We start from the raw sequence: 23,577 nt of genomic DNA, 5'->3' as shown, positions 1-23,577 counted from the left end.
ATGAACACCTCCGTAGGAAACTCCGCCCGGCTGCTCTGGGCCGGACTGCGCGCCCTGCTCGTCCTCACCCTGGTCTGCGGCGTCATCTACCCGCTCGCCGTCACCGGCGTCGCCCAAGGGCTCATGCCCGGCCGCGCCAACGGATCCGAGATCACGGCGAACGGCAAGGTCGTCGGCTCCGAACTCATCGGCCAGCGCTACGACCTCCCCCTCAGGAAGGGCCAGGAGACCCCGGACCCGGACCTCAAGTGGTTCCAGCCCCGCCCCTCCAACGGCCTCGGCACCAACAGCGTCAACACCGAGTACAAGCTGATCCTCTCCGGAGCCACCAACCGCTCCGGCGACAACAAGGAGCTCATCGACTGGGTCACCGCCGCCAAGGCCGCCGTGGTCAAGGACAACTCCGTCCCCGGCCACCCCGTCAGCCCCGCACAGGTGCCGGCCGACGCCGTCACCTCCTCCGGCTCCGGACTCGACCCGGACATCTCCCCGGCCTACGCACAACTCCAGGTGAACCGCGTCGCCGCACGCAACCACCTCGACGCCGCCCAGGTCGACAAGCTCGTCGGGCAGCACACCGACGGCCGGATCCTCGGCTTCGCCGGCGAGCCGCGGGTCAACGTCCTGAAGCTCAACATCGCGCTGCGCCAGCTGGTGAGCGACACCGCGGCGCACTGACCGCACGCCACGCCCGGGACCGGCCACCACGGCCGGCCCCGGGCTTCGCCCGTCCCCGAACCCGGCGCTCGTACGGGCGGCCGACGGGGCCGTGGACGTACGGGGGAGCGGCATGACCGAGGCACCGGCGCGACGAGCGCGCGCAGGCGTGGCGGAGTCCTCGCAGCGCACACGGGGTGTGGCGGCCCCGGCCGGCCGGTCCGGCCGGGGCATCAGAATTACGTCAATACGGTCCGCTCCCGCACCCCCCGTCCGATATGCCGGAAATCCGCGAGGTAGCTTCGACAGTGGCTGCCGCATCGGCCGTAGCCGGATTCCTGGAAGACAATGGGGCCATGGCGCGCGGCAAACTTCGGATCTACCTCGGTGCGGCACCCGGCGTCGGCAAGACGTACGCGATGCTCTCCGAGGCCCACCGGCGGGTGGAACGGGGCACCGACTGCGTCGTCGGCTTCGTCGAACACCACGACCGCCCGCGCACCGAGGTCATGCTGCACGGCCTCGAACAGATCCGGCGCCGCGAGATCGAGTACCGCTCCGCCGTCTTCACCGAGATGAACGTGGACGCGGTCCTGGAGCGCGCCCCGGCCGTCGCCCTGGTGGACGAACTGGCGCACACCAATGTGCCGGGCTCCCGCAACGCCAAGCGCTGGCAGGACGTCGAGGAGCTCCTCCAGGCCGGGATCGACGTGGTGTCCACCGTCAACATCCAGCACCTGGAGTCGCTCGGTGACGTCGTCGAGTCGATAACCGGGGTACGCCAGCGCGAGACCGTGCCCGACGAGGTGGTCCGCCGCGCCGACCAGCTCGAACTGGTCGACATGTCGCCCCAGGCGCTGCGCCGCCGGATGGCGCACGGCAACATCTACAAGCCCGACCGGATCGACGCCTCACTGTCCAACTACTTCCGCCCCGGCAACCTCACCGCCCTGCGCGAGCTGGCCCTGCTCTGGGTCGCCGACCGGGTCGACGAGTACCTCCAGCAGTACCGCGGCGAGCACAACATCCGCACCACCTGGCAGGCCCGCGAACGCATCGTCGTCGGGCTCACCGGCGGCCCCGAGGGGCGCACCCTCATCCGCCGCGCCTCCCGGATGGCGGCCAAGGGCTCCGGCAGCGAGATCCTCGCCGTCTACATCGCCCGCAGTGACGGCCTCACCTCGGCCTCGCCCAAGGAGCTGACCGTCCAGCGGACCCTCGTCGAGGACCTCGGCGGCACCTTCCACCACGTCATCGGCGACGACATACCCTCGGCACTCCTCGAATTCGCCCGGGGCGTCAACGCCACCCAGATCGTCCTCGGCTCCAGCCGCCGCAAGGCCTGGCAGTACATCTACGGACCCGGCGTCGGCGCCACCGTCGCCCGCGAGTCCGGCACCGACCTCGACGTCCACATCGTCACCCACGACGAGGTCGCCAAGGGCCGCGGACTGCCCATCGCACGCGGCGCCCGCCTCGGCCGGGCCCGCATCATCTGGGGCTGGCTCGTCGGCGTGGGCGGACCCGCCCTCCTCTCGCTGCTCCTCACCAGCCTGGAGAACGGTCCGGGGCTCGCCAACGACGTCCTGCTGTTCCTCTTCATGACCGTCGCCGCGGCCCTGCTCGGCGGGCTGCTGCCCGCCCTCGCCTCGGCTGCCGCGGGCTCGCTGCTGCTGAACTACTGGTTCACCCCGCCCACCCACACCCTGACCGTGCAGGACCCGGAGAACTTCGTCGCCATCGTGATCTTCTTCGCGGTCGCGGTCGCGGTGGCCTCCGTCGTCGACCTGGCGGCCCGACGCACCCACCAGGCCGCCAGGCTGCGCGCCGAGTCCGAGATCCTGTCGTTCCTGGCCGGCAGCGTGCTGCGCGGCGAGACCACCCTGGCCGCACTCCTGGACCGGGTCCGCGAGACCTTCGGCATGGAATCCGTCGCGCTGCTGGAGCGGCAGAGCGACGTCGAGCCGTGGACCTGCGCCGGGAGCGTCGGGCCGGCGCCGGTCACCCGGCCCGAGGACGCCGATGTGGACATGCCCGTCGGCGACCACATGGCCCTCGCGCTCTCCGGCCGGGTACTGCCCGCCGAGGACCGCCGGGTCCTCGGCGCCTTCGCCGCCCAGGCCGCCGTCGTGCTGGACCGCCAGCGCCTCGTCGGCGAGGCCGAGGAGGCCCGCAGGCTCGCCGAGGGCAACCGGATCAGGACCGCGCTGCTGGCCGCCGTCAGCCACGACCTGCGGACCCCGCTGGCCGCCATCAAGGCCGCGGTCAGCTCCCTGCGCTCCGACGACGTCGCCTGGTCCGACGACGACGAGGCCGAACTCCTGGAAGGCATCGAGAACGGCGCCGACCGCCTCGACCACCTGGTGGGCAACCTCCTCGACATGTCCCGGCTGCAGACCGGCACCGTCACCCCGCTGATCCGCGAGATCGACCTCGACGAGGTCGTGCCCATGGCTCTGGGCGGCGTGCCGGAGGACAGCGTCGACCTGGACATCCCCGAGACCCTGCCGATGGTCGCCGTCGACCCCGGCCTGCTGGAGCGCGCGGTCGCCAACATCGTCGAGAACGCCGTCAAGTACAGCCCCGACGGCGACCGCGTCACGGTGGCCGCGAGCTCGCTCGGCGCCCGCGTCGAGCTGCGGGTGGCCGACCGGGGCCGCGGCGTCCCCGACGACGGCAAGGAACGCATCTTCGAGCCCTTCCAGCGCTACGGTGACGCCCCGCGCGGCGCCGGGGTCGGCCTGGGCCTCGCCGTGGCCCGTGGCTTCGTGGAGTCCATGGGCGGCACGCTGGACGCCGAGGACACCCCCGGCGGCGGACTCACCATGGTCCTGACCCTCAAGGCGGCCTCGGGACACGTCCCGGTCAGCCCCGGCCTGCCCGCGCGGGTCACCTCATGATCCGCGGAGAGCTCCGCGGACCGACGTACAGCAGAAAGGCAGGAACGCGATGACCCGGGTGCTTGTGGTCGACGACGAGCCGCAGATCGTACGCGCCCTCGTGATCAACCTGAAGGCGCGCAAGTACGAGGTGGACGCCGCGCCCGACGGGGCGACCGCCCTGCAGCTCGCCGCCGCGCGCCACCCCGACGTCGTCGTCCTGGACCTCGGACTGCCCGACATGGACGGCGTCGAGGTGATCAGGGGGCTGCGCGGCTGGACCCGGGTGCCGATCCTGGTGCTCTCCGCCCGCCACACCTCCGACGAGAAGGTCGAGGCGCTGGACGCCGGGGCGGACGACTACGTCACCAAGCCGTTCGGCATGGACGAGCTGCTGGCCCGGCTGCGCGCCTCAGTGCGCCGCGCCGAGCCGGTCGGCCAGGACGGCGGCGACGAGGTCGTCATCGTGGAGACCGAGGGCTTCACCGTCGACCTGGCCGCCAAGAAGGTCCACCGCGAGGGACGGGACGTACGGCTCACCCCCACCGAGTGGCATCTGCTGGAGGTACTGGTCCGCAACAGCGGCCGGCTGGTCAGCCAGAAGCAGCTCCTCCAGGAGGTCTGGGGGCCGTCCTACGGCACCGAGACGAACTATCTGCGGGTCTACATGGCCCAGCTGAGGCGCAAGCTGGAGGCCGACCCCTCGCACCCCCGGCACTTCGTCACCGAGCCGGGGATGGGGTACCGCTTCGAGCGGTCCTGACGGGCCGCGCCCCGGCCGCCCGCGTAACCCGTTCGAGTGAGACGGCGGCCACGGTCGGCAGTCCCGGCGACCGGTACCCTTCGGGTATGAGTGCTGTTCCTCGATTCGAGAAGGCCGGGAAGGCCGAGCGGCCGTCCGGGCGCTTCCGGCGCATGCTCGACCGGCTGTCCACTTCCCAGGAGGACCTGGAGTGCGAGGAGCTCGCGGAGGACTCGCAGGCATCGGGCTGCACCCGGATCTCCGAGTGCAGTGACCGCCAGATCGTGAAGGTCACTGGTACCTTGCGGACGGTCACCCTGCGACCGCGCGCCGGAGTGCCCGCCCTGGAGGCGGAGCTCTTCGACGGCACCGCCCCGCTGGACGTGGTCTGGCTCGGCCGCCGCTCCATCGTGGGCATCGAACCGGGCCGCAAGCTCATCGCCTCGGGCCGGATCGCCATGAGTCACGGGCGCCGGGTGCTGTTCAACCCCAAATACGAACTCCGACCGCTCGGCAAGGAGTAGCCGGTGACGTCTCTTGACAAGCCGACGTCCGACACGGACCCCACCACCCGCACCGACCAGCAGGAGGCCGACGCGAAGGCGGTCACCGAGGCCGCGCTCTTCGAGGCCTTCGGCGGCATCCGGGGCATGGTGGAGACAGTCCTGCCCGGACTGCTCTTCGTCACGATCTTCACCATCGACAAGAACCTGACGTACTCGGCCATCGCGGCCGTGGCGGTGTCGCTGGTGCTCGTGGCCGTCCGGCTGATCCGCAGGGACACCGTCAAGCACGCCTTCAGCGGTGTCTTCGGTGTGGCCTTCGGCGTCGTCTTCGCGAAGATGACCGGCAACGCCAAGGACTTCTACCTGCCGGGCATGATCTACACGCTCGGCCTGGCCCTCGCCTACCTGGTCACCACCGTCGCCGGGCTGCCGCTGATCGGCCTGATCCTGGGCCCGGTGTTCAAGGAGAACCTCTCCTGGCGCACCAGGAACCCGGGTCGCAAGAAGGCCTACGCCAAGGCCAGCTACGCCTGGGGCCTGATCCTGCTCGCCAAGTGCGCGATCCTCTTCCCGCTCTACTGGTGGGGCGACACCACCCAGTTCGGCTGGGTCCTGGTCGCCCTGAAGATCCCGCCGTTCCTGCTGGCGGTCTACCTCACCTGGGTCTTCCTCGCCAAGGCACCGCCGCCCATCGACGTCTTCGCCGAGATGGAGGCCGAGGAGCAGGCCGAGAAGGACCGGAAGGCTGCGGCCGCCGAAGCGGCCCGCAGCCAGGAGTTCTGAGCAGCACGGCCGGACACACGAAGGGGCCCGGTACCGCCATCGGCGGTACCGGGCCCCTTCGCCTCGCTCAGCTCTCCGGGTCGCCCCGGCGCACCGACAGCAGGTCTTCCAACTGCTCCTCGCGCGCCTGAGCAGCGACGAACAGCAACTCGTCACCCGCCTCCAGGCTCTCCTCCGCGCTCGGCGTCAGAACCCGCTGTCCGCGGATGATCGTGACCAGCGAGGTGTCCTCGGGCCACGCCACCTCGCCGACCCGGGTGCCGGCCAGCGCCGACTCCGGGGGCAGCGTCAGCTCGACCAGGTTCGCGTCGCCGTGGCTGAAGCGCAGCAGCCGGACCAGATCACCGACGCTCACCGCCTCCTCGACCAGGGCCGACATCAGACGCGGCGTGGAGACCGCCACGTCCACGCCCCAGGACTCGTTGAACAGCCACTCGTTCTTCGGGTTGTTCACCCGGGCGACGACCCGCGGCACGCCGTACTCCGTCTTGGCGAGCAGCGAGACGACCAGGTTCACCTTGTCGTCGCCGGTCGCGGCGATCACGACGTTGCAGCGCTGCAACGCAGCCTCGTCCAGCGAGGTGATCTCACAGGCGTCCGCCAGCAGCCACTCGGCCATCGGCACCCGCTCCACCGAGATCGCGGTCGGCGCCTTGTCGATGAGCAGCACCTCGTGCCCGTTCTCCAGCAGCTCGCCCGCGATGGAACGGCCCACCGCACCGGCCCCGGCAATCGCGACACGCATCAGTGACCGCCCTCCTCAGGGCCCTCGGCGAAGGCCGCCTCGACCTTCGCGATCTCGTCCGTACGCATCATCACGTGGACCAGGTCGCCCTCCTGGAGCACCGTCTGCGACGACGGCAGTACGGCTTCGCCCAGCCGGGTGATGAACGCCACGCGGACGCCCGTCTCCTCCTGCAGCGTGCTGATCTTGTGGCCGATCCAGGACGGCGTGGTGTGCACCTCGGCGAGCTGCACACCGCCGCTCGGATCCCGCCACAGCGGCTCGGCGCCCGAGGGCAGCAGCCGGCGCAGCATCTGGTCCGCGGTCCAGCGCACGGTGGCGACCGTGGGGATGCCGAGGCGCTGGTAGACCTCGGCACGCCGCGGGTCGTAGATCCTGGCCGCGACGTTCTCGATGCCGAACATCTCGCGCGCCACCCGGGCCGCGATGATGTTCGAGTTGTCGCCGCTGCTCACCGCGGCGAACGCACCGGCCTCCTCGATCCCCGCCTCACGGAGGGTGTCCTGGTCGAAACCGACGCCGGTGACGCGACGGCCGCCGAACCCGGAGCCGAGGCGCCGGAATGCCGTGGGGTCCTGGTCGATGACGGCGACCGTGTGCCCCTGCTGCTCCAGGGTCTGCGCGAGAGCGGCTCCTACTCGCCCGCAGCCCATGATGACGATGTGCACCTTGCGCCTACCTCGCAGTCCTGGTCGTCCGGCTGACCTGCGAAAACACCCTGCTCACACTCTTTCCTCGGCTGGCCGGGCAAACAATGGGGCAACGGTTCGTCCCGTTGCCCAGGATGAGCTTATGCGGCGCCGGGTACGTTGCCTCATTCGAGTGTGCTCAACCCGGGGCCGACGAGGCAAAGGGGCGGCCCGCCGAGGTGTTCAGGGGCGATCCAGGGGGCCCGGGTGCAAGGATTTCGTTAAGGATTCCGTGGCGTTCCCGGCCGAGTGCAGGAGATTCGGGGCCATGGGGGTGGTGCGTGGGCGGGCCCCATACGGAACCCTTACGATCCTCAGCGTGTCCAAACTGACCGACGTGCCCAAACGGATCCTGATCGGACGGGCCCTGCGCAGCGACAAGCTGGGGGAGACGCTCCTCCCCAAGCGGATCGCCCTGCCCGTCTTCGCATCCGACCCGCTGTCCTCGGTGGCGTACGCACCCGGAGAAGTCCTCCTGGTGCTGTCCATCGCGGGCGTGTCGGCCTACCACTTCAGCCCGTGGATCGCGGTCGCCGTCGTGGTCCTGATGTTCACCGTCGTCGCCTCGTACCGGCAGAACGTGCACGCGTACCCGAGCGGAGGCGGCGACTACGAGGTCGCGACCACCAACCTCGGCCCGAAGGCCGGACTGACGGTGGCCAGCGCCCTGCTGGTCGACTACGTCCTGACCGTCGCCGTGTCGATCGCCTCCGGTGTGGAGAACCTCGGCTCCGCGATCCCGTTCGTCGTCGAGCACAAGACGGCCTGCGCCGTCGCGGCCATCGTGCTGCTGACACTGATGAACCTGCGCGGCGTGAAGGAGTCGGGGAAGCTCTTCGCCATCCCCACCTACCTCTTCGTGGCCGGCGTCTTCATCATGATCATCTGGGGTGCCTTCCGCGGACTGGTCCTCGGCGACACCATGCACGCCCCGACCGCGGACTACACCATCAAGCCGGAGCACCAGGGCCTGGCGGGCTTCGCCCTGGTCTTCCTGCTGCTGCGGGCGTTCTCCTCCGGCTGTGCGGCCCTCACCGGCGTCGAGGCGATCAGCAACGGCGTCCCCGCCTTCCGCAAGCCCAAGAGCAAGAACGCCGCCACCACCCTCGCGGCGATGGGCCTGCTGGCCGTCACCATGTTCTGCGGCATCATCGGGCTGGCCATGGCCACCGACGTGAAGATGGCCGAGAACCCGGCGAAGGACCTGATCAACAACGGTTCCCCGGTCGGATCGAGCTTCGTGCAGGACCCGGTGATCTCCCAGGTCGCAGCCGCCGTCTTCGGCGACGGCACGTTCTTCTTCGTCGTCCTCGCCGCGGCCACCGCGCTCGTCCTGTTCCTGGCCGCGAACACCGCCTACAACGGCTTCCCGCTGCTCGGCTCGATCCTCGCCCAGGACCGCTACCTGCCCCGTCAGCTGCACACCCGCGGCGACCGGCTCGCCTTCTCCAACGGCATCGTGCTGCTGGCGGGCGCCGCGATCCTGCTGGTCGTCATCTACGGGGCCGACTCGACCCGGCTGATCCAGCTCTACATCGTCGGCGTGTTCGTCTCCTTCACGCTCAGCCAGACCGGCATGGTCCGGCACTGGAACCGGCACCTGCGGGCCGAGAAGGACCCGCTCAAGCGCCGCCACATGATCCGCTCCCGCGCGATCAACACCTTCGGCGCCTTCTTCACCGGCCTGGTGCTCGTCGTCGTACTCGCCACCAAGTTCACCCACGGCGCCTGGGTCGCGCTGCTCGGCATGGTGATCTTCTACGGCACGATGACCGCGATCCGTAAGCACTACGACCGGGTCGCCGAGGAGATCGCCGCGGACGAGACCCCCTCCGACGAGAGCGTCCGGCCCTCCCGGGTCCACTCGATCGTCCTGGTCTCCAAGCTCCACCGCCCCACCCTGCGGGCGCTCGCCTACGCGAAGCTGATCCGCACGGACCACCTGGAGGCGCTCACCATCAGCGTCGACGCGGCCGAGACGAAGGCGCTGAAGGAGGACTGGGAGCGGCGCGGCATCAACGTACCGCTGAAGATCCTCGACTCGCCCTACCGCGAAGTGACCCGCCCGGTCATCGAGTACGTCAAGGGCCTGCGCCGGGAGAGCCCGCGCGACGTCGTGAGCGTCTACATCCCCGAGTACGTCGTCGGGCACTGGTACGAGCACCTGCTGCACAACCAGAGCGCCCTGCGCCTCAAGGGCCGGCTGCTCTTCACGCCCGGCGTGATGGTCACCTCCGTCCCCTACCAGCTGGAGTCCTCCGAGGCGGCCAAGAAGCGCGCCAGGAGGCGCGCGAACTGGACCGCACCCGGCTCGGTGCGACGAGGCCCGGTGGAACGCAAGCACAAGGAGCCCACGCACAAGGGCTGACGCGCGGCAGCCGCCACTCGCGGCAGGCGGCGTGGTAAGCGGCCGGACGACACCCACGTAGACTCGTAGGTTGTTGTCCGGCCGCTTTCTCTTTGCGCTCGTTCCCCCGTTTCCCTTGATCTCTGGAGCCACCCCCACATGCAGAACGAATCCACTTCGCCGCAGACCGGGGAGACGCAGGCCGAGGACGAGCAGGTGGCTCAGGCGCGGCCCGAGGCGGCGCAGGCAGCGGAATCGCTCGTGGGGCAGGAGTACGAGGTCGAGGTCGGCCCGGTCGCGCACGGCGGCCACTGCATCGCCCGGACCTCCGAGGGCCAGGTCCTGTTCGTGCGCCACACGCTCCCCGGCGAGAAGGTCGTCGCCCGGGTCACCGACGGCGCCGCCGACTCCCGCTTCCTGCGCGCCGACGCGGTACGGATCATCGAGGAGTCCAAGGACCGCGTGAAGGCCCCGTGCCCGTTCGCGGGCCCCGGCAAGTGCGGCGGCTGCGACTGGCAGCACGCCAAGCCCGGCGCCCAGCGACGGCTCAAGGGCGAAGTGATCACCGAACAGCTCCAGCACCTCGCGGGCCTGACCCCCGAGGAGGCGGGCTGGGACGGCACCGTCATGCCGGCCGAGGGCGACAAGCTGCCGCCGGGCGAGGTCCCCGCCTGGCGCACCCGCGTCCAGTACGCCATCGACGAGGACGGCCGGGTCGGCCTGCGCAAGCACCGCTCGCACGACATCGAGATCATCGACCAGTGCCTGATCGCCGCCCCCGGCGTCTCCGAGCTCGGCATCGAGAAGCAGGACTGGCCCCAGATGGCCACGGTGGAGGCCATCGCCGCCACCGGCTCCAGCGACCGCCAGGTCATCCTCACCCCCCGCTCGGGCGGCCGCCTCCCGCTGGTCGAGCTGGACAAGCCCGTCTCGGTGCTGCGCGTCGACGAGCACGACGGCGGCGTGCACCGCGTCCACGGCCGCGGCTTCGTCCGCGAGCGCGCCGACGAGCGCACCTACCGCGTCGGCTCCGGCGGCTTCTGGCAGGTCCACCCGCAGGCCGCCTACACCCTGGTCAAGGCCGTCATGCAGGGCCTGATGCCGCGCAAGGGCGAAATGGCCCTCGACCTGTACTGCGGCGTCGGCCTCTTCGCCGGCTCCCTGGCCGAGCGCCTCGGCGACAAGGGCGCGGTGCTCGGCATCGAGTCCGGCAAGCGCGCGGTCGAGGACGCCCGCCACAACCTCAAGGACCTGGAGCGGGTCCGCATCGAGCACGGCAAGGTCGATCAGATCCTGCCCCGCACCGGCATCACCGAGGCCGACCTGATCGTCCTGGACCCGCCCCGCGCGGGAGCCGGCAAGCAGACGGTAAAGCGCCTCGCCGCCCTCGGCGCCCGCCGCATCGCGTACGTGGCCTGCGACCCGGCGGCACTGGCCCGGGACCTGGCGTACTTCGCCGAGGGCGGCTACAAGGTCCGGACGCTGCGGGCGTTCGACCTGTTCCCGATGACGCATCACGTGGAGTGCGTGGCGATTCTGGAGCCGGTGAAGAAGGACGACTGACCTGGGGTTTTGTGGGTGGATGAGTCGCTCGACCTGTTTCCGGCTGTGCAGCGGGTCGAGCGGACAGATCGGCTCCCGGCGGGGGCTTGACCTGAGATTTCATGGCGAAACGACCACGGCTGCGGCGATTTCATGGCCTCGTTCGAAAATTCTTGACGCTCGGATGACGCTTGCTCTGAGGCTCGGGCCCAGCTGCATGGCTCTGGTCACCGGGGCGATCGCGAGGCTATTTCGGAATCTCGGACCATGACGGGCAGCTCGGTTCCCGGTGCCCTTGATGTGCTTCGAGTCGGACGGCCGGGGCGTGGGCGTCGCGGGTTCGTGGCCGTTCGCGTCGGATGGGTTAATCCCGGCGAGCGTGGAGCTGGGCCGGGTGCGGGCCATGACTGGCTGGCCAGTTTTGCTCGTTGCTCCGGTGAAGCGTGCCGTGACAGCATTCGGTAGATGTTCGATAACGGGGATGACGTAGCAGAACCGCCTGTCCAGCGTCCGAAGATTGCCGACTTGGCTGACTGGCCTGCTCCCGAGGTGCGGCCAATACCGCGTGTGGCCCTGGAACTGGGCCCAGCCGTGACGCTGGAGGGAGATCAAACAGCGGCGGCTCGGCATGAGTTTGCTGTGTTGCTGGGTGAGTTTCGGCGTACGGCGGTGCTGGTGCCGCTGGACGAGGCCGGGGATCTGTGGTCGGCGGAGCAGAACGGGGTCCGTTGGATCTGTGCGTTCTCGGACGAGGCTGCGTTGGCCCGGTTCGCGGAAGCCCGTGGGGAAGCCGGGCGTGAGTGGGTGTTCCGGGCGGTTTTGGGTGCCCGGTTGCTGGATGTGATGGTGCCGATGTTGCCGGGGCCTGCGGGGGTGGCGTTGGACGCGGGCAGTGCGGACGGCGGGATGTTGTTTCCGCCGGTGGCGGGGATTGTGCCGGATGCGGTTGCTGTGGATCTTGGGGGGCTGCGGTGAGTGGCGAGGGGCGGAGCTCCGGGTGCCGCCGGAGGCGTTGGCGGAGATCGCGAAGGGGATCGATCTGGCGCATGCGGAGTTGAAGGATCTCGGGATGACCGGGGAGGCGTCGATGGGCCGGGGGTTCTCGGATCTGGCTCTGTCGGGGCTGGAGTTGGGGCATGGCGGGCTGACGTCGGAGTTCGGGACATTCTGCGATCGGTGGGAGTGGGGTGTGCGGGCTCTCACGCAGAGGGGCAACGGTTTTGCGCTGGGAGTGGGGTTGTCGGCGGGGGGCTTCGCCGAGCAGGAGCAGTACGTGAAGGACTCGGTCAAGATCGGCGTGAACTCCCTGAACGGGAATCCGCACCTGTCCGAGGACGAGGTCAAGGAGATGAGCTGGGACACGGTCAGCACCCAGACCTCGTATGACAACCCGGACTGGAGCGAGGAGTCGATGCGACAGGCGCACGAAGAGGTGAAGCAGACCTGGAAGGACACGACCTACGACGTGCAGGATTCCCTGCTCGACTCGATGGAACGCTCCGGAATGGTGGACCCGGATGTGCGGGAGGCGGCGGACGGGAAGCTGAGGGAGCGGCTTGATCCGTCGCAGGAGACGATCGATCAGGCCGAGAAGCCGCGGTGGGGAGAGAACCGCTGATGGACTGGGGGAAGCTCGGCGGAGACCTGTACGACGGTGCGGGAAAGCTGGTCGACAAGGGCAAGGAGTTCGCCGGTGAGGTCATCGACGAGGGCACCGACATTGTCGGCTCGGGCCTGGAGAAGGTCGGCGCGGATCAGTGGGCGGACGCGGTCGAGGACTGGGGTGATGAGACCGCCTCCTCGCTCGGGGCGGAGATCGGGGAGCAGCAGCTCGGTCAGAGTGAGGAAGCGGACGAGCTGATCCATGGACGGCCGGAGAAGATCAGTGCGGCGGTGACGAACCTCCGTGACTTCTACCGGGCGTTCGACCTCGTCGGCGGCGGGATGAAGCGGCTCGACTCCGGTCACTGGAAGGGGGCTGCCGCCGATGCCTTCCGGGCGAAGTTCGAGACGCTGCCCACGGACTGGCTGCGGGCAGCCGATGCGTGCGAGGACGCGGCCGCGGCACTGGAGACGTACGCCGGGACGGTCACGAGCGCACAGGCCAAGGCTGCTGAGGCGATAGCCCTCTACAAGGAGAGCAAGCAGGACTACGAGACCGCGGCTGCCGCGTTCAAGGAGAAGGCGGAGGCGTACAACGCGGTCCGCAACACCGATCATCCCCTCCCGCATCCGGGACAGTTCACCGATCCGGGCATAGCCAAACGCCGGCGCGCCCAGGAGATCCTTCAAGACGCGCGGCGGGCGCGGAACGAGGCCGCCGAAGTAGCCAAGACGGCCATCACCGCCGCGATGGCGCACGCTCCCAAGGAGCCCACCGGTCTGGCCCGTGCCAAGCAGGAGCTCATCGACTACGAGGTCGGCCAGGGAATCGAGCTGGCCCACTTCGGCGGCGGAGTGATCAAGGGCACCGCGGGACTGGTGAACTTCGTCCGGTCGGTCAACCCGCAGGACCCGTACAACCTGACCCACCCGGCCGAGTACTACAAGGGCGTCAACATGACGCTCGCCGGCCTCGCATCCACCGCCGCCAACCCCGACCGGGCACTGCAGAACGCCTGGTCCGCGGCCAAGGGCGACCCCTCCGAATTCCTCGGCCGACTCGTCCCCGAACTCTTCGGCACCAAGGGCGGCGGCTTCCTCAAGAGCGGCCTACGGGCCGGCATGAAGGACCTCCTCGAACGCCCCAAAGGGAAAAGCAGGCACGGCCACGAGAAGAACCCCGACTCCAACGCCAAGAAGTGCAACGAGGTCAAATGCGCCGGCGACCCCATCGACGTCGCGACCGGCCGCATGCTGCTCCAGCAGACGGACATCGCGCTGCCCGGTTCGCTGCCCCTTGCCTTCGAGCGGGTCTTCGACTCCTCCTACCGGGCCGGTAACTGGTTCGGGTCCGGCTGGTCGAGCACCGTCGACCAGCGCCTGGAGATCGATGCGGAAGGCGTGGTGTTCAGCTGCGCAGAGGGCAGCCTGCTGGCCTATCCCCATCCCGCGCCCGGCGTCCCGGTCATGCCGACGCACGGCCGGCGCTGGCCCCTGGACCGGGTGAGCGACGGGTACACCGTCACCGACCCGGAAACCGGCCAGGTCCGGCACTTCGTCGACTATTCCACCGGGGAGCTGGCGCTCCTGTCCCAGATCGACGACCGCAACGGCCGCTGGATCGCCTTCGAGTACGACGAAAACGGTGCTCCGACATCGATCGTGCACCACGGCGGCTACCACCTGAAGCTCACCACGCACCAAGGCAGAGTCACCGCCCTGCACCTGGCAGGCGCCGCCCCCGACGGCACCGACCAGGAGATCCTCCGCTACGGCTACACCGACGGCCACCTCACCGAGACCACCAACTCCTCAGGCAAGCCCCTGCGCTTCGACTGCGACGAACACGGCCGCATCACCGCGTGGACCGACACCAACGGCAGCCGATACGAATACGTCTACGACGAACACGACCGCTGCGTGTACCAGGCCGGCACCAACGGACACCTCGAAGCCCACTTCACCTGGGACGACACCGACCCCATCACCGGCCAGCGCATGACGTCCATGACCGACGGGCTCGGCCACACCAAGCGGTACGTGATCAACGGCCGCTCCCAGGTCGCCGCTGAGATCGATGCCTTGGGAGCAGCCACCCGCTTCGAGTACGACCGATTCCACCGGCTGCTCGCGGTGACGAACCCACTCGGTTACGTCAGCCGTTCCACCTATGACGAACACGGCCACCTCACCTCGGTGGTCCGACCGGACGGGCGGGAACTGACCGCCGACTACAACACCCTCGGCTTACCGGTGCGCGTGAAGGGCACAGACGGAACGGTCACCCGACAGAGCTACGACGAGCGCGGCAACCGAACGTTGGTCACTGACGCCTCCGGCGCGACAACGACCTATTCGCACGACGAGGCCGGGAACGTCATAACTGTGACGGATGCCCTCGGGCATCGCTCCGAGGCACGATACGACAGTGCCGGTCTGCCCACCCAGATTACCGACCCGCTGGGCGCGACGACTCGCTACGAACACGACGCCTTCGGCCGACCAGTTGCTGTCACCGACGCCCTCGGAGCAACCAGCCGATACCAATGGACAGTTGAAGGCCGGCTGGCTCGGCGTACCGAGCATGACGGCAGCGAGGAATCTTGGACGCATGACGGCGAAGGTAATTGCCTGTCCCATACCAATGCCATGGGCACGGTCAGCCGTTTCGAGTTCACCGACTTCGACCTCCTTGCAGCCCGAACGGGCCCGGACGGGGCTCGCTACGAGTTCACCTATGACACCAATCTTCGGCTGGCTGAGGTAGGCAACCCGCACGGCTTGAAATGGAGTTACACCTACGATCCCAACGGTCGTCTCGCAGCGGAGACCGACTTCGACGGTCGCACACTTGCATATGGTCACGACGAGGCCGGACGCCTGACCACTCGCACCAACGGGCTCGGCCAGAGCATCCGTTACGAGCGCAACGAAATCGGGCAGCTGCTACGCAAGTATGCGGACGGCGCGGTCACCACCTTTGAATACGACATCTTCGACCAACTAGCCTGTGCCGTCAGCCCTGAAGCGACTCTCACCCGCTTGCACGATCGGCACGGGAGGCTCAGGTGCGAGACCGTAAACGGACGCACACTGACTTATGGCTACGACACGTTGGGGCGACGGATCTCCCGAACAACCCCATCCGGCGTGACGAGCACCTCGGATTACGATGCCGCCGGGCGATGCAGCAGCCTCAGCAGTTCCGGCCGAACCGTTGGGTTCACACGGAACGCCGTCGGACAGGAGAGCGCCCGGCACATCGGGCAGTCGATCAGCCTCACCCGTGAATTCGACACGGCGGGCCGCCTCATCAGCGAGCATGTATGGGCCCGGAGACGAAGCCTGAAGCACCGCGCCTACACCTACCGCGCAGACGGAAACCTCATCGGCATCCAGGACAGCGTTTCCGGACCCCGCCAATTCGAGCTTGACGCCGTGGGCCGGGTGACGGTGGTCGACGGCACGCACTGGAGCGAAATCTACGCTTATGACCAGGCGGGCAACCAGACACAGGCAGCGTGGCCTGCAGGTCACCCTGGTCACGAGGCCACGGGCGAACGTACCTACACAGGCACACGGCTCACCCGCGCTGGCCGCGTCCGCTACGAGCACGACGCCCAGGGCCGCATCGTCCTCCGTCAGAAGACCCGCCTCTCCCGCGCACCGGAAACCTGGCGCTACACCTGGGACTCCGAGGACCGGCTCACCTCGGTCACCACTCCCGACGGGGCACGCTGGCGCTATCTCTACGACCCTCTCGGTCGCCGCATAGCCAAGCAACGCTTGCAAGCCCAAAGCGACGCAGTGGGTGAGGAAGTCTCATTTACCTGGGACGGAACCACTCTGTGCGAACAGATAACCACCGCCGAAGGTCTGGCCAACCCGGTTGCCCTCACTTGGGACCACGACGGGCTCCGCCCTGTCACCCAGATGGAGCGCATCCTCTCGGCCAGTGCCCCGCAGGACACCGTCGACGAGCGATTCTTTGCCGTAGTCACCGATCTCATCGGAACACCGACCGAACTCATCGACGAATCGGGCAGTCTGGCCTGGTATACCCGCAGTACCTTGTGGGGCACCACCACCTGGTCCACCACCAGCATCGCCTACACACCGCTTCGCTTCCCCGGCCAGTACTTCGATCCGGAAACCGGCCTGCATTACAACTTTCATCGCCACTACGATCCGGAAACCGCCCGATACGTCTCTGTCGACCCCCTGGGTATCGCGCCTTCACCCAACTCGGATGCCTACGTCGCAAATCCTCACACGGGAGCAGATCCTTTTGGGCTTTCCCCCTGTCCCGAAATCAACCCGAGAAAGTTGGATTACCTGTTCAATAAGGACGTGAAGCCAGATCCTCACAACACGCCGAGGGCTATACAAAATGCCAACCAGCTCAAGAGTATAGGATTTCATGATACTCCGGCCTCTCGCCAATTCTTGACCGAACACTTGAAGGAGGCAACCGGTAATGGATTCTCGGAACATTTCACCAACGAATGGGGTAATTTCGGGAAAACGAAATCCGTACTATATGGCCCGCATGGAATGCTCGGCGTGGAGAGTACCTGGCAGGTCATGCCCGACGGCGGATACAGGCTATCGACGGTAATATTCCGCAGTTGAGGTATCTGCCGGCTGCTTACAGTTCGAGCGGGTTATCGCACGAGACGTCCAGGAGGAAATTCCTTGCCATCTGAATTCGTCACACCTGATCCACAGGAGATCGTCAACGCACTGGGAGTCGAACCAGACATCACTGGTGAGACTCAGAGGACCGTCAACCTCGTCGATGTCACTGGTGAAGATTTGACATTTTCGTACGACGCGGTTGGGCAGTCGGTAACTGTGCGCTGGTGCACGCCATCCGGCAAGGTCCTGTTGAATATGTTTAGAGAAGGGGCGATTCTACTCCGCGTCCAGGAGGGAGACGGTGAGACACGACTTGTCGTAAAATTCGAAACTGGAGACACCTCAGGAGAGCTCAGAGTGCAAGTATTTCCAGAAGTGTCCATCACTGAAACATCCCTCTTCTCGTGAGTCGCACGTGAAATCCGCTGATCGTGCCCACTCTCCCGATTCGTCTGCTCCACTCTGCATCACCGAATCCAGCCGGAGGAAGTCGGCATGACGGACCCGGACTTCGCGATGAGGAAGCCGGACAGTGATTCCCGATCTTGTGCGGTCGGATCCCGCCACGTCTGGCTCCTCGTGCAGGCCGGGCCTGCACGTCTGCGAGTGCGCGAGGGGTGACGCTTACGGCGATGCGTGGGACGCGGTTTCGGGCCCAGCGTCGGTTGCACGCTTCGTGTACGAGTCGGTGCCGGAGGAGGGTCTGCAGGCAGGCGCGGCGGAGGCCGACGAGGAGGCTGTCCGCCCTGTTGGCCCGATAGGAAACGCTGATGGGTATGGTCGTGACGCTCGTTTGATGCTCTGGGTGTTCGCCAGGCTGATCAAGGTGGCGGAAACCGGCACTGACCTGTGCGTATGTCGGCACTCGCCTCCCATGACGTGTTTTCGATGACCTCGCACGTTGAATGCGTGGCGATTCTGGAGCCGAGCACAAAGGTGTTTTGACCTGCGGCTTTACCCTTTCTTGTGCCTTCCTGTTGGACTATGCCGACCTGTTTTCCGAAGTGCGCACCACGTGGAGCCCGTCTGCGGGCCTTGATCGGCCCGCAGAGGGGCCCTAACCTGCTAGTTCGAAAGACGCTCCTTTTGGCGGTGTGGTCGTTACATGCGATATCGCCTTGCTGAAATGATGTTCTGTCACGAATGGTGACGCTCGTTTGACGCAATTATTGACAGGTCGTCAGGTAGGCGGTCGCAGGGTGATCATCGGGGTTGCAGCCGAGGATGGCTCCTTGAGCCTTTTCCAACCTCAGTCTGACGATGCCGGGCCGAGTGTCGGAGCCGGGTGATAGACACCTGCGATGGCGCAGTTCTTGGTACTGGTTGACGGTGAGGCGGGCGGATGGCGGGTCGACCGCGAGGCGCTGACTGCGGCGATCCGGGCTCGGTGGCCAGATGTTGAGGTGGACTCGACGCACCGAAGTGAGGTGCGAAGCAGCAGCTGGCACTTCGAGACGAAGAGCGGTCCGGGCGAGGCATATCTGCATCAGGATGGGGCCTGCCTGTACCTGGACGTCTGGCACGAGGACGCTGCGTGGTTGGCAGTCGCCTTCCGCAAGCTCGCTCCGGCGGACCTCGATCTGATCTTCTGCGACGAGGGCTACAACTTCGATGTTCGGCTCAGGGCCGAGACCACTGACGCCGAGCTGAGTGCTCTGATGAACGACGCCTGACTCGGCGCAGCACTTGCGACTCGGTACGTCGAAGTCTTCCAGCCGGCGGCCAAGATGCCCAGTTGAGCTGACAGCGTGGTGAAGCCCCTGGTAGATGAGTTCTCGACCAAGAGAACCGTCTCCACCAGAGGCTTCGCGTGCTTGTTTACCCGTCCGGGATCGACGTGTCCAGTTCCGCCTTGCGCTTCCTGTCCAATCGTCTGAGCGCCCAGCGTCGCCAAAGCGGTACCCGCTGGCGTCGTCTGAGCGCGGGTCGTCAGGCCCTGCTGGCCTTGGCACATCTGCGGTGTGGCCACACCTACGCCCAGCTCGCCGTCGGGTTCGGCGTCGGCACCACCACCGTATATCGGTACGTGGCGGAGGCGGTCGACTTGCTGGCCGCGCTCGCGCCAAACCTGCGCGCCGCAGTGAAGGCCGCTTCAGGCAAGGCATTCGTGATCCTGGACGGAACACTGCTGCCGATCCATCGGATCGCTTCCGACCGGCCCTACTACTCCGGGAAGCAGAAGAAGCACGGCATGAACGTGCGGGTCATCACCGACCCGTTCGGCCGCCTGCTGTGGGCCTCGGCCGCGCTGCCCGGCGCCGTGCACGACATCAAGGCAGCCCGCACCCACGGCATCATCGACGTCTTGGCCGACGCGCACGTCGGCTCTGGCGGCGCCTTGAAAGAGGCTCAATCCCGCCCAGAGGCCGGTCTTCGAGCTGCGGGAGCAGATGGATGCGCAGAAAGCCCTCGTAGTTGCGGTAGGTGGAGTCGCTGAAGGCCTGGCGCTCCAACCACTGCTCGGCGTAATCGCTCAATGCGATCTGCCCGCGGCGGGGGTCAAGGAGGAAACCCTCGTACTTGTCTCGTTGCAGTTGTGAGACTGCGTCTGCCTGCCACTTTCTCGAAGCTCCGTTCGCGTTGGTGGCCTCCGACGCTGCGTGGCTCGCGGTAGCACACGGTCCAGAAATGCCGGACCCCGAAACGGCCCGTTATTTGACCGCTGATCCCCTGGGCCTCGCCCCTGCCCCCAAGGCCTGACGTATGTGGAGAACCCGCATACATGGGCCGACCCGTTGGGGCTGAAGCCCTGCAGGATACGCGTATCTCCCGTGGCAGCCGATTGGGCCACCAAAGGCGCCCACATTCACATCCCACTGAAGAAAAAGCCGGGTCTTGAGGATGAAGTGCACGTGTTCGTGGATGATAACGGCAACATTGCGGGTGCACCGATCAGGCTCGAACACGGCTGGGCCTCGGACAAGAGCGTCCAGGCAGCCGTGGACGCCGTGAACACCGATCCCAAGCTTCGCACCGATCTACTCATCAAGGCCAGGTCCGCCCGGGAGCATATGCTTGATCACAACTGGGGAAATAAAAAGAACCGGGCGGATGAAATGAAAGCACTCATCGAAAAATTGGAGGGATATCCGTGAGCGCGGTTAAACTGATCGCCTCATTCATCGCATCTGGGCGACTGTACGGGATTGGCATCGGCTCTACACTCACGAATCTTCAGCAGAAAATTAACTGTGATTTCGTGGATATTGTCGACGAGGACGGTGATTCAATGAGACGTGACTATGGTTTCATCGAATTTTATCTGAATTCCGGTCAGGACTGGTGCGTATCCGGGGGTGCCATCGAGCTGCACAGGCTGGCGGCCCGCAGCGATATGGTCAATCGGTGGCATGCTGCCATGCGCGACGAGTTTCCCCAATACCTTACATGGGGTGAATTGTGCGACGAGTTTTCCAGGCTGCCGAATCCTCCCGCCCTTCAAGTTATCGATCAAGGTGATTTTCTGGAGTACCGCGCATCTGCAACGAAGGTATCCGTCCTGGTCAGCAATGACCATGAGGAGCGCGACGAATCGCTGGGGCATGGAGACGTATGGAGCGTCAGCCTCGGCTGAAAGCGACGCCGTTGGCCCGTCGACCCGTCGTCCAGGCGGTCACCCCGGACAAGTCGGGCCGCCCGGAGAAGATCAAGGCCACTTCACCCAAGGGCACCCTGGTCGACCTCGCCTGCGACTACGCCTACGTAGGCAAGGATGACGCCAAGAAAGACGGCGGCAAGATCCGCACCAGCACGGACGCCGTCTCCGGCGTTGCTTCTGGCTGCCCCGGCGGCACCACGTACTCGGTCAATGACGCGCAGCAGACCACCTCGAAGAACGGTTCGGCGTCGAACTGGTCCTACGACAAGATCGGCAATGAGACCGCCGGCGCTTCCAGCCCCGAGGGCACCAGGACGGGGGAGAAGTGGTCGGACTACGCCCGGATGACCTCGGTCACCGTGGCGGGCACGACGTATGCGGGGCAGTACGGGTCGACGGACCAGTCCGAGCGGATCAAGCTCGGTGAAGTCGGCGGCCACCTGCTCGACCGTCACGCCCGGGCCGCGGTTCCGCGCGACCCGCACAACATCCTGGCGGAACTCTTCCGGATGAGGGGCCCAGCGACATCCTTCCCACCCGCCCCACAGGGCAAGCCAGTTCAGGTGTCACCCAATCGTGCGGCAGACCCTTCCCTTACAAGTGGCTTGTGGTGCGGGTAGGGATTGGCTTGGGCTCGGGCTGCGTCAGACCTTCTCAGTCGTGATCCGTGCGTGAGCGGCGGTGAGCATGACGATTTCTTCGACATCTGAGGTCAGGATCGTGACGTGCCCGGGCTGGGCCAGGGCGGTGGCGCAGAGCATGGCGTCGACGGCGTATTTGTGGCCGTGGAGTCCGGCTGCGCGCAGTAGCGTCGCCGCCGACTGGGCGATGGCCTGAGTGACGGGCTCGACCCGGAGCCGGGACAGCGTCCATTTCAGCGCAGCGTCGTTGATCTTCGGGTGGATCACTTCGACCAGCACTGCGGCGGAGGTGAGGACGGGCAGGTCGGCGTCGCGGGCTGCGGTGAGCCACTCCTGGACCTCGCGGTCACGCTGGACGGCCTTGGCCAGGCCCTCGCTGTCCAGGAGGAGAGCGCCGCTCACGCGGCCGCACCGGCCTCGGAGGAGGGGGTACCGGTAAGCCGGGCCCGCTTGGCGGCCACGGCCTCCGGGTCGGCGGGGCCGTTGACAGTCTCGAAGTCGGTGATCAGCTCGTCCAGGTTGTCGCGCTCGATCTGGCGTTGGGCGGCCTTTTCCAGATATGCGGACACGCCGCGCTTGCCTACCCGCTCGCGAATGGCCTGCAAGGTGCCCGCGGTGAGGGAGACGGAGATGCCGCTGCTGGGGCCATCGCCGGGGAAGAATTCGCTGTCGTCGTCAGCCATGACAGGATTATGGCATTTCTAATGCCAGACGGCGACCTCCTGGGTGAGAACGTGCGTCAAGAGATCGCATGCAGCGCCCGCAACGCACGTTGACCATGAGGTCGACCTGCTCCTGATGTGCCGCTGACCTGCGGTTTCCTTTCATATGTTCTTTGATTTACATCTTTTGCGATGACCAAGGATGTCGAGTGCTGGGCGATCCTTGAACCTGCCGTAAAGGGTGCCTGACCTGCGGTTTCGCCGAGTGTGCATTATCGGCGCTGTGGGCGTTACGGGCGGTATCTTGACGCATGTTCGACGCTAGTGAGGCCCTGCTGGCGCACGGTTGACGCACCTTCTGAAGGAGCGTCAAGCGGTCGTTCGCGCGGGTGGCGGCGCGGCGGGTGAGGCCTGTCGGAAAGAGCGGCCAGGTCGCGGTGAAGTGCCGCGGTCCGGAGGGTGGCGTTAGGCAGCCGATGCCGACCTGGTCCCGCTGGATCCTGTGTCATCGCCGCTCGGATAATGTTCGCGCTCCATTGTGAGTTGGCTGTCACCTATCTCGGGAGGCTACTGACGCCGCAGGTGCTGCGGTGGTGAGAGCGGGAGCGTCTGTGGCCCCAACGCCTGGGCGTTGGGGCCACAGAGGGTGTCGTCTTACTGCTGACTGCGTTTCATCCGTCTCATCAACTTGATGATGGCGAGCAGGGCTGCCACGCCTATGAGAATGGATCCCGCTACTCTCACGGCGTTAACTACATCGGCGTCGATCACTAGAGCGATGACAACCACCGCGACAACCAGGGCAAGGGCAGCCCCGGAAATGGCGATTTGCGTTCTGGAGGCCGGGCTCATTCGTTGAAATCCGTCGTGAGACTCTTGTGCGCGTTGGTTTCCTCTACGAGGGCCGCACCGCCAGAGGCGACGCCGGCAACACACCCAACCCCTCTGGACGGGACGCAGGTCGCGAAGCCCGCACCGAAACCGTAGGCCGCGGCTGTAGCGGCCATGGCGTGTCCGACTCCCTCGATGAAGCTATTGAAGCCGAACAACCCATCGGGATCGATCCGGTTTAAGGGTTCGCCTGTGACGTAGAGGTAGGGGTTGGTGTCCTGGCCGGAAGGGTCGGTCGCGGTGAAGCGGCCGAGGTTGGTGTCGTAGTTGCGGGCGCCCATTTTGTAGAGCTGGGTGGGGTCTTGGCAGGCGCCGGCGTAGCGGTAGGGCTGAGGGGCGGTTTCCTTGGTGGTAGCGCGGGTTTCGCCGCGGGGGTTGTAGTCGTAGGTGTTGGCTTTGGTGCCCGCTTCGTTCACGCTGGCGATGACCGAGCCGTGGGCGTCGGCGAGGTAGTAGTAGGACTTCCCCCCGGATGTCATGGAGTCCAGCGTGCCCTTGGGGTCGCCGATGAAACCGGTGTCCTGGCCCGCGGTGGTCTGGGCGGTCAGGCCGAGGGGTCCGTTGCGGAAGGCCCCGGCGAAGCAGATCAAATAGGGCGGCATTGACCATGAGACTGACCTTTGACGACGGCTGGCACGCGACGGTGACGGACGAC

Annotated in this window: 21 protein-coding genes and 1 pseudogene; 16 read left to right on the top strand and 6 right to left on the bottom strand. The window is 66.8% G+C overall.

Annotated features, from left to right (window positions below; all coding sequences use genetic code 11):
* The 5 genes from LNW71_RS05285 to LNW71_RS05265 all read left to right on the top strand — a co-directional run bounded on the left by LNW71_RS05285 (position 1) and on the right by LNW71_RS05265 (position 5,567).
* Complete coding sequence (locus tag LNW71_RS05285; protein ID WP_250967174.1) at positions 1-678, top strand: potassium-transporting ATPase subunit C; 678 nt, start codon at positions 1-3, stop codon at positions 676-678.
* A 335-nt stretch (positions 679-1,013) separates the two neighbouring features.
* The gene (locus LNW71_RS05280; protein ID WP_250967173.1) at positions 1,014-3,557 is read left to right on the top strand and encodes an ATP-binding protein; all 2,544 of its coding nucleotides are present in this window, start codon (positions 1,014-1,016) and stop codon (positions 3,555-3,557) included.
* Positions 3,558-3,606: 49 nt separating this feature from the next.
* Complete coding sequence (locus LNW71_RS05275; RefSeq protein WP_250967172.1) at positions 3,607-4,299, top strand: response regulator; 693 nt, start codon at positions 3,607-3,609, stop codon at positions 4,297-4,299.
* An 86-nt stretch (positions 4,300-4,385) separates the two neighbouring features.
* Positions 4,386-4,802 carry an OB-fold nucleic acid binding domain-containing protein gene (locus tag LNW71_RS05270; RefSeq protein ID WP_250967171.1) on the top strand — a complete coding sequence of 139 codons (417 nt, stop codon included), beginning with the start codon at positions 4,386-4,388 and terminating at the stop codon, positions 4,800-4,802.
* A 3-nt stretch (positions 4,803-4,805) separates the two neighbouring features.
* Positions 4,806-5,567 carry a DUF3159 domain-containing protein gene (locus LNW71_RS05265; protein ID WP_250967170.1) on the top strand — a complete coding sequence of 254 codons (762 nt, stop codon included), beginning with the start codon at positions 4,806-4,808 and terminating at the stop codon, positions 5,565-5,567.
* A 67-nt stretch (positions 5,568-5,634) separates the two neighbouring features.
* Here LNW71_RS05265 and LNW71_RS05260 read toward each other — a convergent pair whose 3' ends face one another.
* Together LNW71_RS05260 and LNW71_RS05255 are read right to left on the bottom strand one after the other, a co-directional pair.
* On the bottom strand, positions 5,635-6,312 hold the full coding sequence (locus LNW71_RS05260; protein ID WP_250967169.1) for a TrkA family potassium uptake protein: 678 nt from the start codon (positions 6,310-6,312) through the stop codon (positions 5,635-5,637).
* On the bottom strand, positions 6,312-6,980 hold the full coding sequence (locus LNW71_RS05255) for a TrkA family potassium uptake protein (protein ID WP_250967168.1): 669 nt from the start codon (positions 6,978-6,980) through the stop codon (positions 6,312-6,314). The genes LNW71_RS05260 and LNW71_RS05255 overlap by 1 nt, the downstream gene beginning before the upstream one ends.
* A 340-nt stretch (positions 6,981-7,320) precedes the next feature.
* Here LNW71_RS05255 and LNW71_RS05250 point away from each other — a divergent pair, with 340 nt between their 5' ends.
* From LNW71_RS05250 to LNW71_RS05215, 8 genes and pseudogenes are all read left to right on the top strand, one after another.
* The gene (locus LNW71_RS05250) at positions 7,321-9,369 is read left to right on the top strand and encodes an APC family permease (RefSeq protein ID WP_250967167.1); all 2,049 of its coding nucleotides are present in this window, start codon (positions 7,321-7,323) and stop codon (positions 9,367-9,369) included.
* Between the two features lie 138 nt (positions 9,370-9,507).
* Positions 9,508-10,911, top strand: a complete 1,404-nt coding sequence (locus tag LNW71_RS05245; RefSeq protein ID WP_250967166.1) for a TRAM domain-containing protein — start codon at positions 9,508-9,510, stop codon at positions 10,909-10,911.
* A 444-nt stretch (positions 10,912-11,355) separates the two neighbouring features.
* Positions 11,356-11,865: an SseB family protein gene (locus LNW71_RS05240; RefSeq protein WP_250967165.1), complete on the top strand. Its 510-nt coding sequence runs from the start codon at positions 11,356-11,358 to the stop codon at positions 11,863-11,865.
* Complete coding sequence (locus tag LNW71_RS05235) at positions 11,831-12,508, top strand: hypothetical protein (protein ID WP_250967164.1); 678 nt, start codon at positions 11,831-11,833, stop codon at positions 12,506-12,508. The genes LNW71_RS05240 and LNW71_RS05235 overlap by 35 nt, the downstream gene beginning before the upstream one ends.
* Positions 12,505-17,124 carry a putative T7SS-secreted protein gene (locus LNW71_RS05230; protein WP_374119508.1) on the top strand — a complete coding sequence of 1,540 codons (4,620 nt, stop codon included), beginning with the start codon at positions 12,505-12,507 and terminating at the stop codon, positions 17,122-17,124. Before LNW71_RS05235 ends, LNW71_RS05230 begins: the two co-directional genes overlap by 4 nt.
* A 63-nt stretch (positions 17,125-17,187) precedes the next feature.
* Entirely contained in the window at positions 17,188-17,538 is a 351-nt protein-coding gene (locus LNW71_RS05225) for a hypothetical protein (RefSeq protein ID WP_250967162.1), read from the top strand.
* Positions 17,539-18,557: 1,019 nt separating this feature from the next.
* Complete coding sequence (locus LNW71_RS05220; protein WP_250967161.1) at positions 18,558-18,803, top strand: hypothetical protein; 246 nt, start codon at positions 18,558-18,560, stop codon at positions 18,801-18,803.
* Between the two features lie 137 nt (positions 18,804-18,940).
* Positions 18,941-19,474 (top strand): annotated as a pseudogene (locus LNW71_RS05215) (transposase family protein); the annotation flags it as partial.
* Here the strand turns inward: LNW71_RS05215 and LNW71_RS36835 are convergent.
* Complete coding sequence (locus tag LNW71_RS36835; protein ID WP_374119507.1) at positions 19,425-19,583, bottom strand: hypothetical protein; 159 nt, start codon at positions 19,581-19,583, stop codon at positions 19,425-19,427. The pseudogene LNW71_RS05215 and the gene LNW71_RS36835 sit on opposite strands and share 50 nt — an antisense overlap.
* A gap of 318 nt (positions 19,584-19,901) precedes the next feature.
* On the opposite strand from LNW71_RS36835, the gene LNW71_RS05210 reads away from it, so the two are divergent.
* From LNW71_RS05210 to LNW71_RS36405, 3 genes are read left to right on the top strand one after another with little or no spacing between them, the layout of a single operon-like run.
* Positions 19,902-20,225, top strand: coding sequence for a hypothetical protein (locus LNW71_RS05210; protein WP_250967160.1), 324 nt, complete (start codon positions 19,902-19,904; stop codon positions 20,223-20,225).
* Positions 20,222-20,704 carry a hypothetical protein gene (locus tag LNW71_RS05205; protein ID WP_250967159.1) on the top strand — a complete coding sequence of 161 codons (483 nt, stop codon included), beginning with the start codon at positions 20,222-20,224 and terminating at the stop codon, positions 20,702-20,704. Before LNW71_RS05210 ends, LNW71_RS05205 begins: the two co-directional genes overlap by 4 nt.
* The gene (locus LNW71_RS36405) at positions 20,683-21,348 is read left to right on the top strand and encodes a hypothetical protein (protein WP_308294459.1); all 666 of its coding nucleotides are present in this window, start codon (positions 20,683-20,685) and stop codon (positions 21,346-21,348) included. The genes LNW71_RS05205 and LNW71_RS36405 overlap by 22 nt, the downstream gene beginning before the upstream one ends.
* Before the next feature lie 24 nt (positions 21,349-21,372).
* Here the strand turns inward: LNW71_RS36405 and LNW71_RS05195 are convergent, their stop codons facing one another.
* The 3 genes from LNW71_RS05195 to LNW71_RS05185 form a co-directional block, all read right to left on the bottom strand.
* Entirely contained in the window at positions 21,373-21,771 is a 399-nt protein-coding gene (locus tag LNW71_RS05195; protein WP_250967158.1) for a PIN domain-containing protein, read from the bottom strand.
* Positions 21,768-22,052, bottom strand: coding sequence for a hypothetical protein (locus LNW71_RS05190; protein ID WP_250967157.1), 285 nt, complete (start codon positions 22,050-22,052; stop codon positions 21,768-21,770). The genes LNW71_RS05195 and LNW71_RS05190 overlap by 4 nt, the downstream gene beginning before the upstream one ends.
* An 827-nt stretch (positions 22,053-22,879) precedes the next feature.
* Positions 22,880-23,524, bottom strand: coding sequence for an RHS repeat-associated core domain-containing protein (locus tag LNW71_RS05185; RefSeq protein ID WP_308294458.1), 645 nt, complete (start codon positions 23,522-23,524; stop codon positions 22,880-22,882).
* Positions 23,525-23,577: the final 53 nt, after the last annotated feature.

The organism is Streptomyces sp. RKAG290 (assembly GCF_023701695.1).
In the GTDB taxonomy this organism is placed as follows: Bacteria; Actinomycetota; Actinomycetes; order Streptomycetales; family Streptomycetaceae; genus Streptomyces.
Note: the sequence above shows the minus strand (reverse complement) of the source record. Positions and strands in the feature narration are given on the sequence as shown.

Coding starts and splice junctions, on each gene's coding strand:
- LNW71_RS05245 (WP_250967166.1), top strand. CDS start 9,508: ATGCAGAACGAATCCACTTCGCCGCAGACCGGGGAGACGCAGGCCGAG.
- LNW71_RS05275 (WP_250967172.1), top strand. CDS start 3,607: ATGACCCGGGTGCTTGTGGTCGACGACGAGCCGCAGATCGTACGCGCC.
- LNW71_RS36405 (WP_308294459.1), top strand. CDS start 20,683: ATGGAGCGTCAGCCTCGGCTGAAAGCGACGCCGTTGGCCCGTCGACCC.
- LNW71_RS05280 (WP_250967173.1), top strand. CDS start 1,014: ATGGCGCGCGGCAAACTTCGGATCTACCTCGGTGCGGCACCCGGCGTC.
- LNW71_RS05185 (WP_308294458.1), bottom strand. CDS start 23,524: ATGCCGCCCTATTTGATCTGCTTCGCCGGGGCCTTCCGCAACGGACCC.
- LNW71_RS05260 (WP_250967169.1), bottom strand. CDS start 6,312: ATGCGTGTCGCGATTGCCGGGGCCGGTGCGGTGGGCCGTTCCATCGCG.
- LNW71_RS05235 (WP_250967164.1), top strand. CDS start 11,831: ATGCGGTTGCTGTGGATCTTGGGGGGCTGCGGTGAGTGGCGAGGGGCG.
- LNW71_RS05190 (WP_250967157.1), bottom strand. CDS start 22,052: ATGGCTGACGACGACAGCGAATTCTTCCCCGGCGATGGCCCCAGCAGC.
- LNW71_RS05240 (WP_250967165.1), top strand. CDS start 11,356: ATGTTCGATAACGGGGATGACGTAGCAGAACCGCCTGTCCAGCGTCCG.
- LNW71_RS05270 (WP_250967171.1), top strand. CDS start 4,386: ATGAGTGCTGTTCCTCGATTCGAGAAGGCCGGGAAGGCCGAGCGGCCG.
- LNW71_RS05285 (WP_250967174.1), top strand. CDS start 1: ATGAACACCTCCGTAGGAAACTCCGCCCGGCTGCTCTGGGCCGGACTG.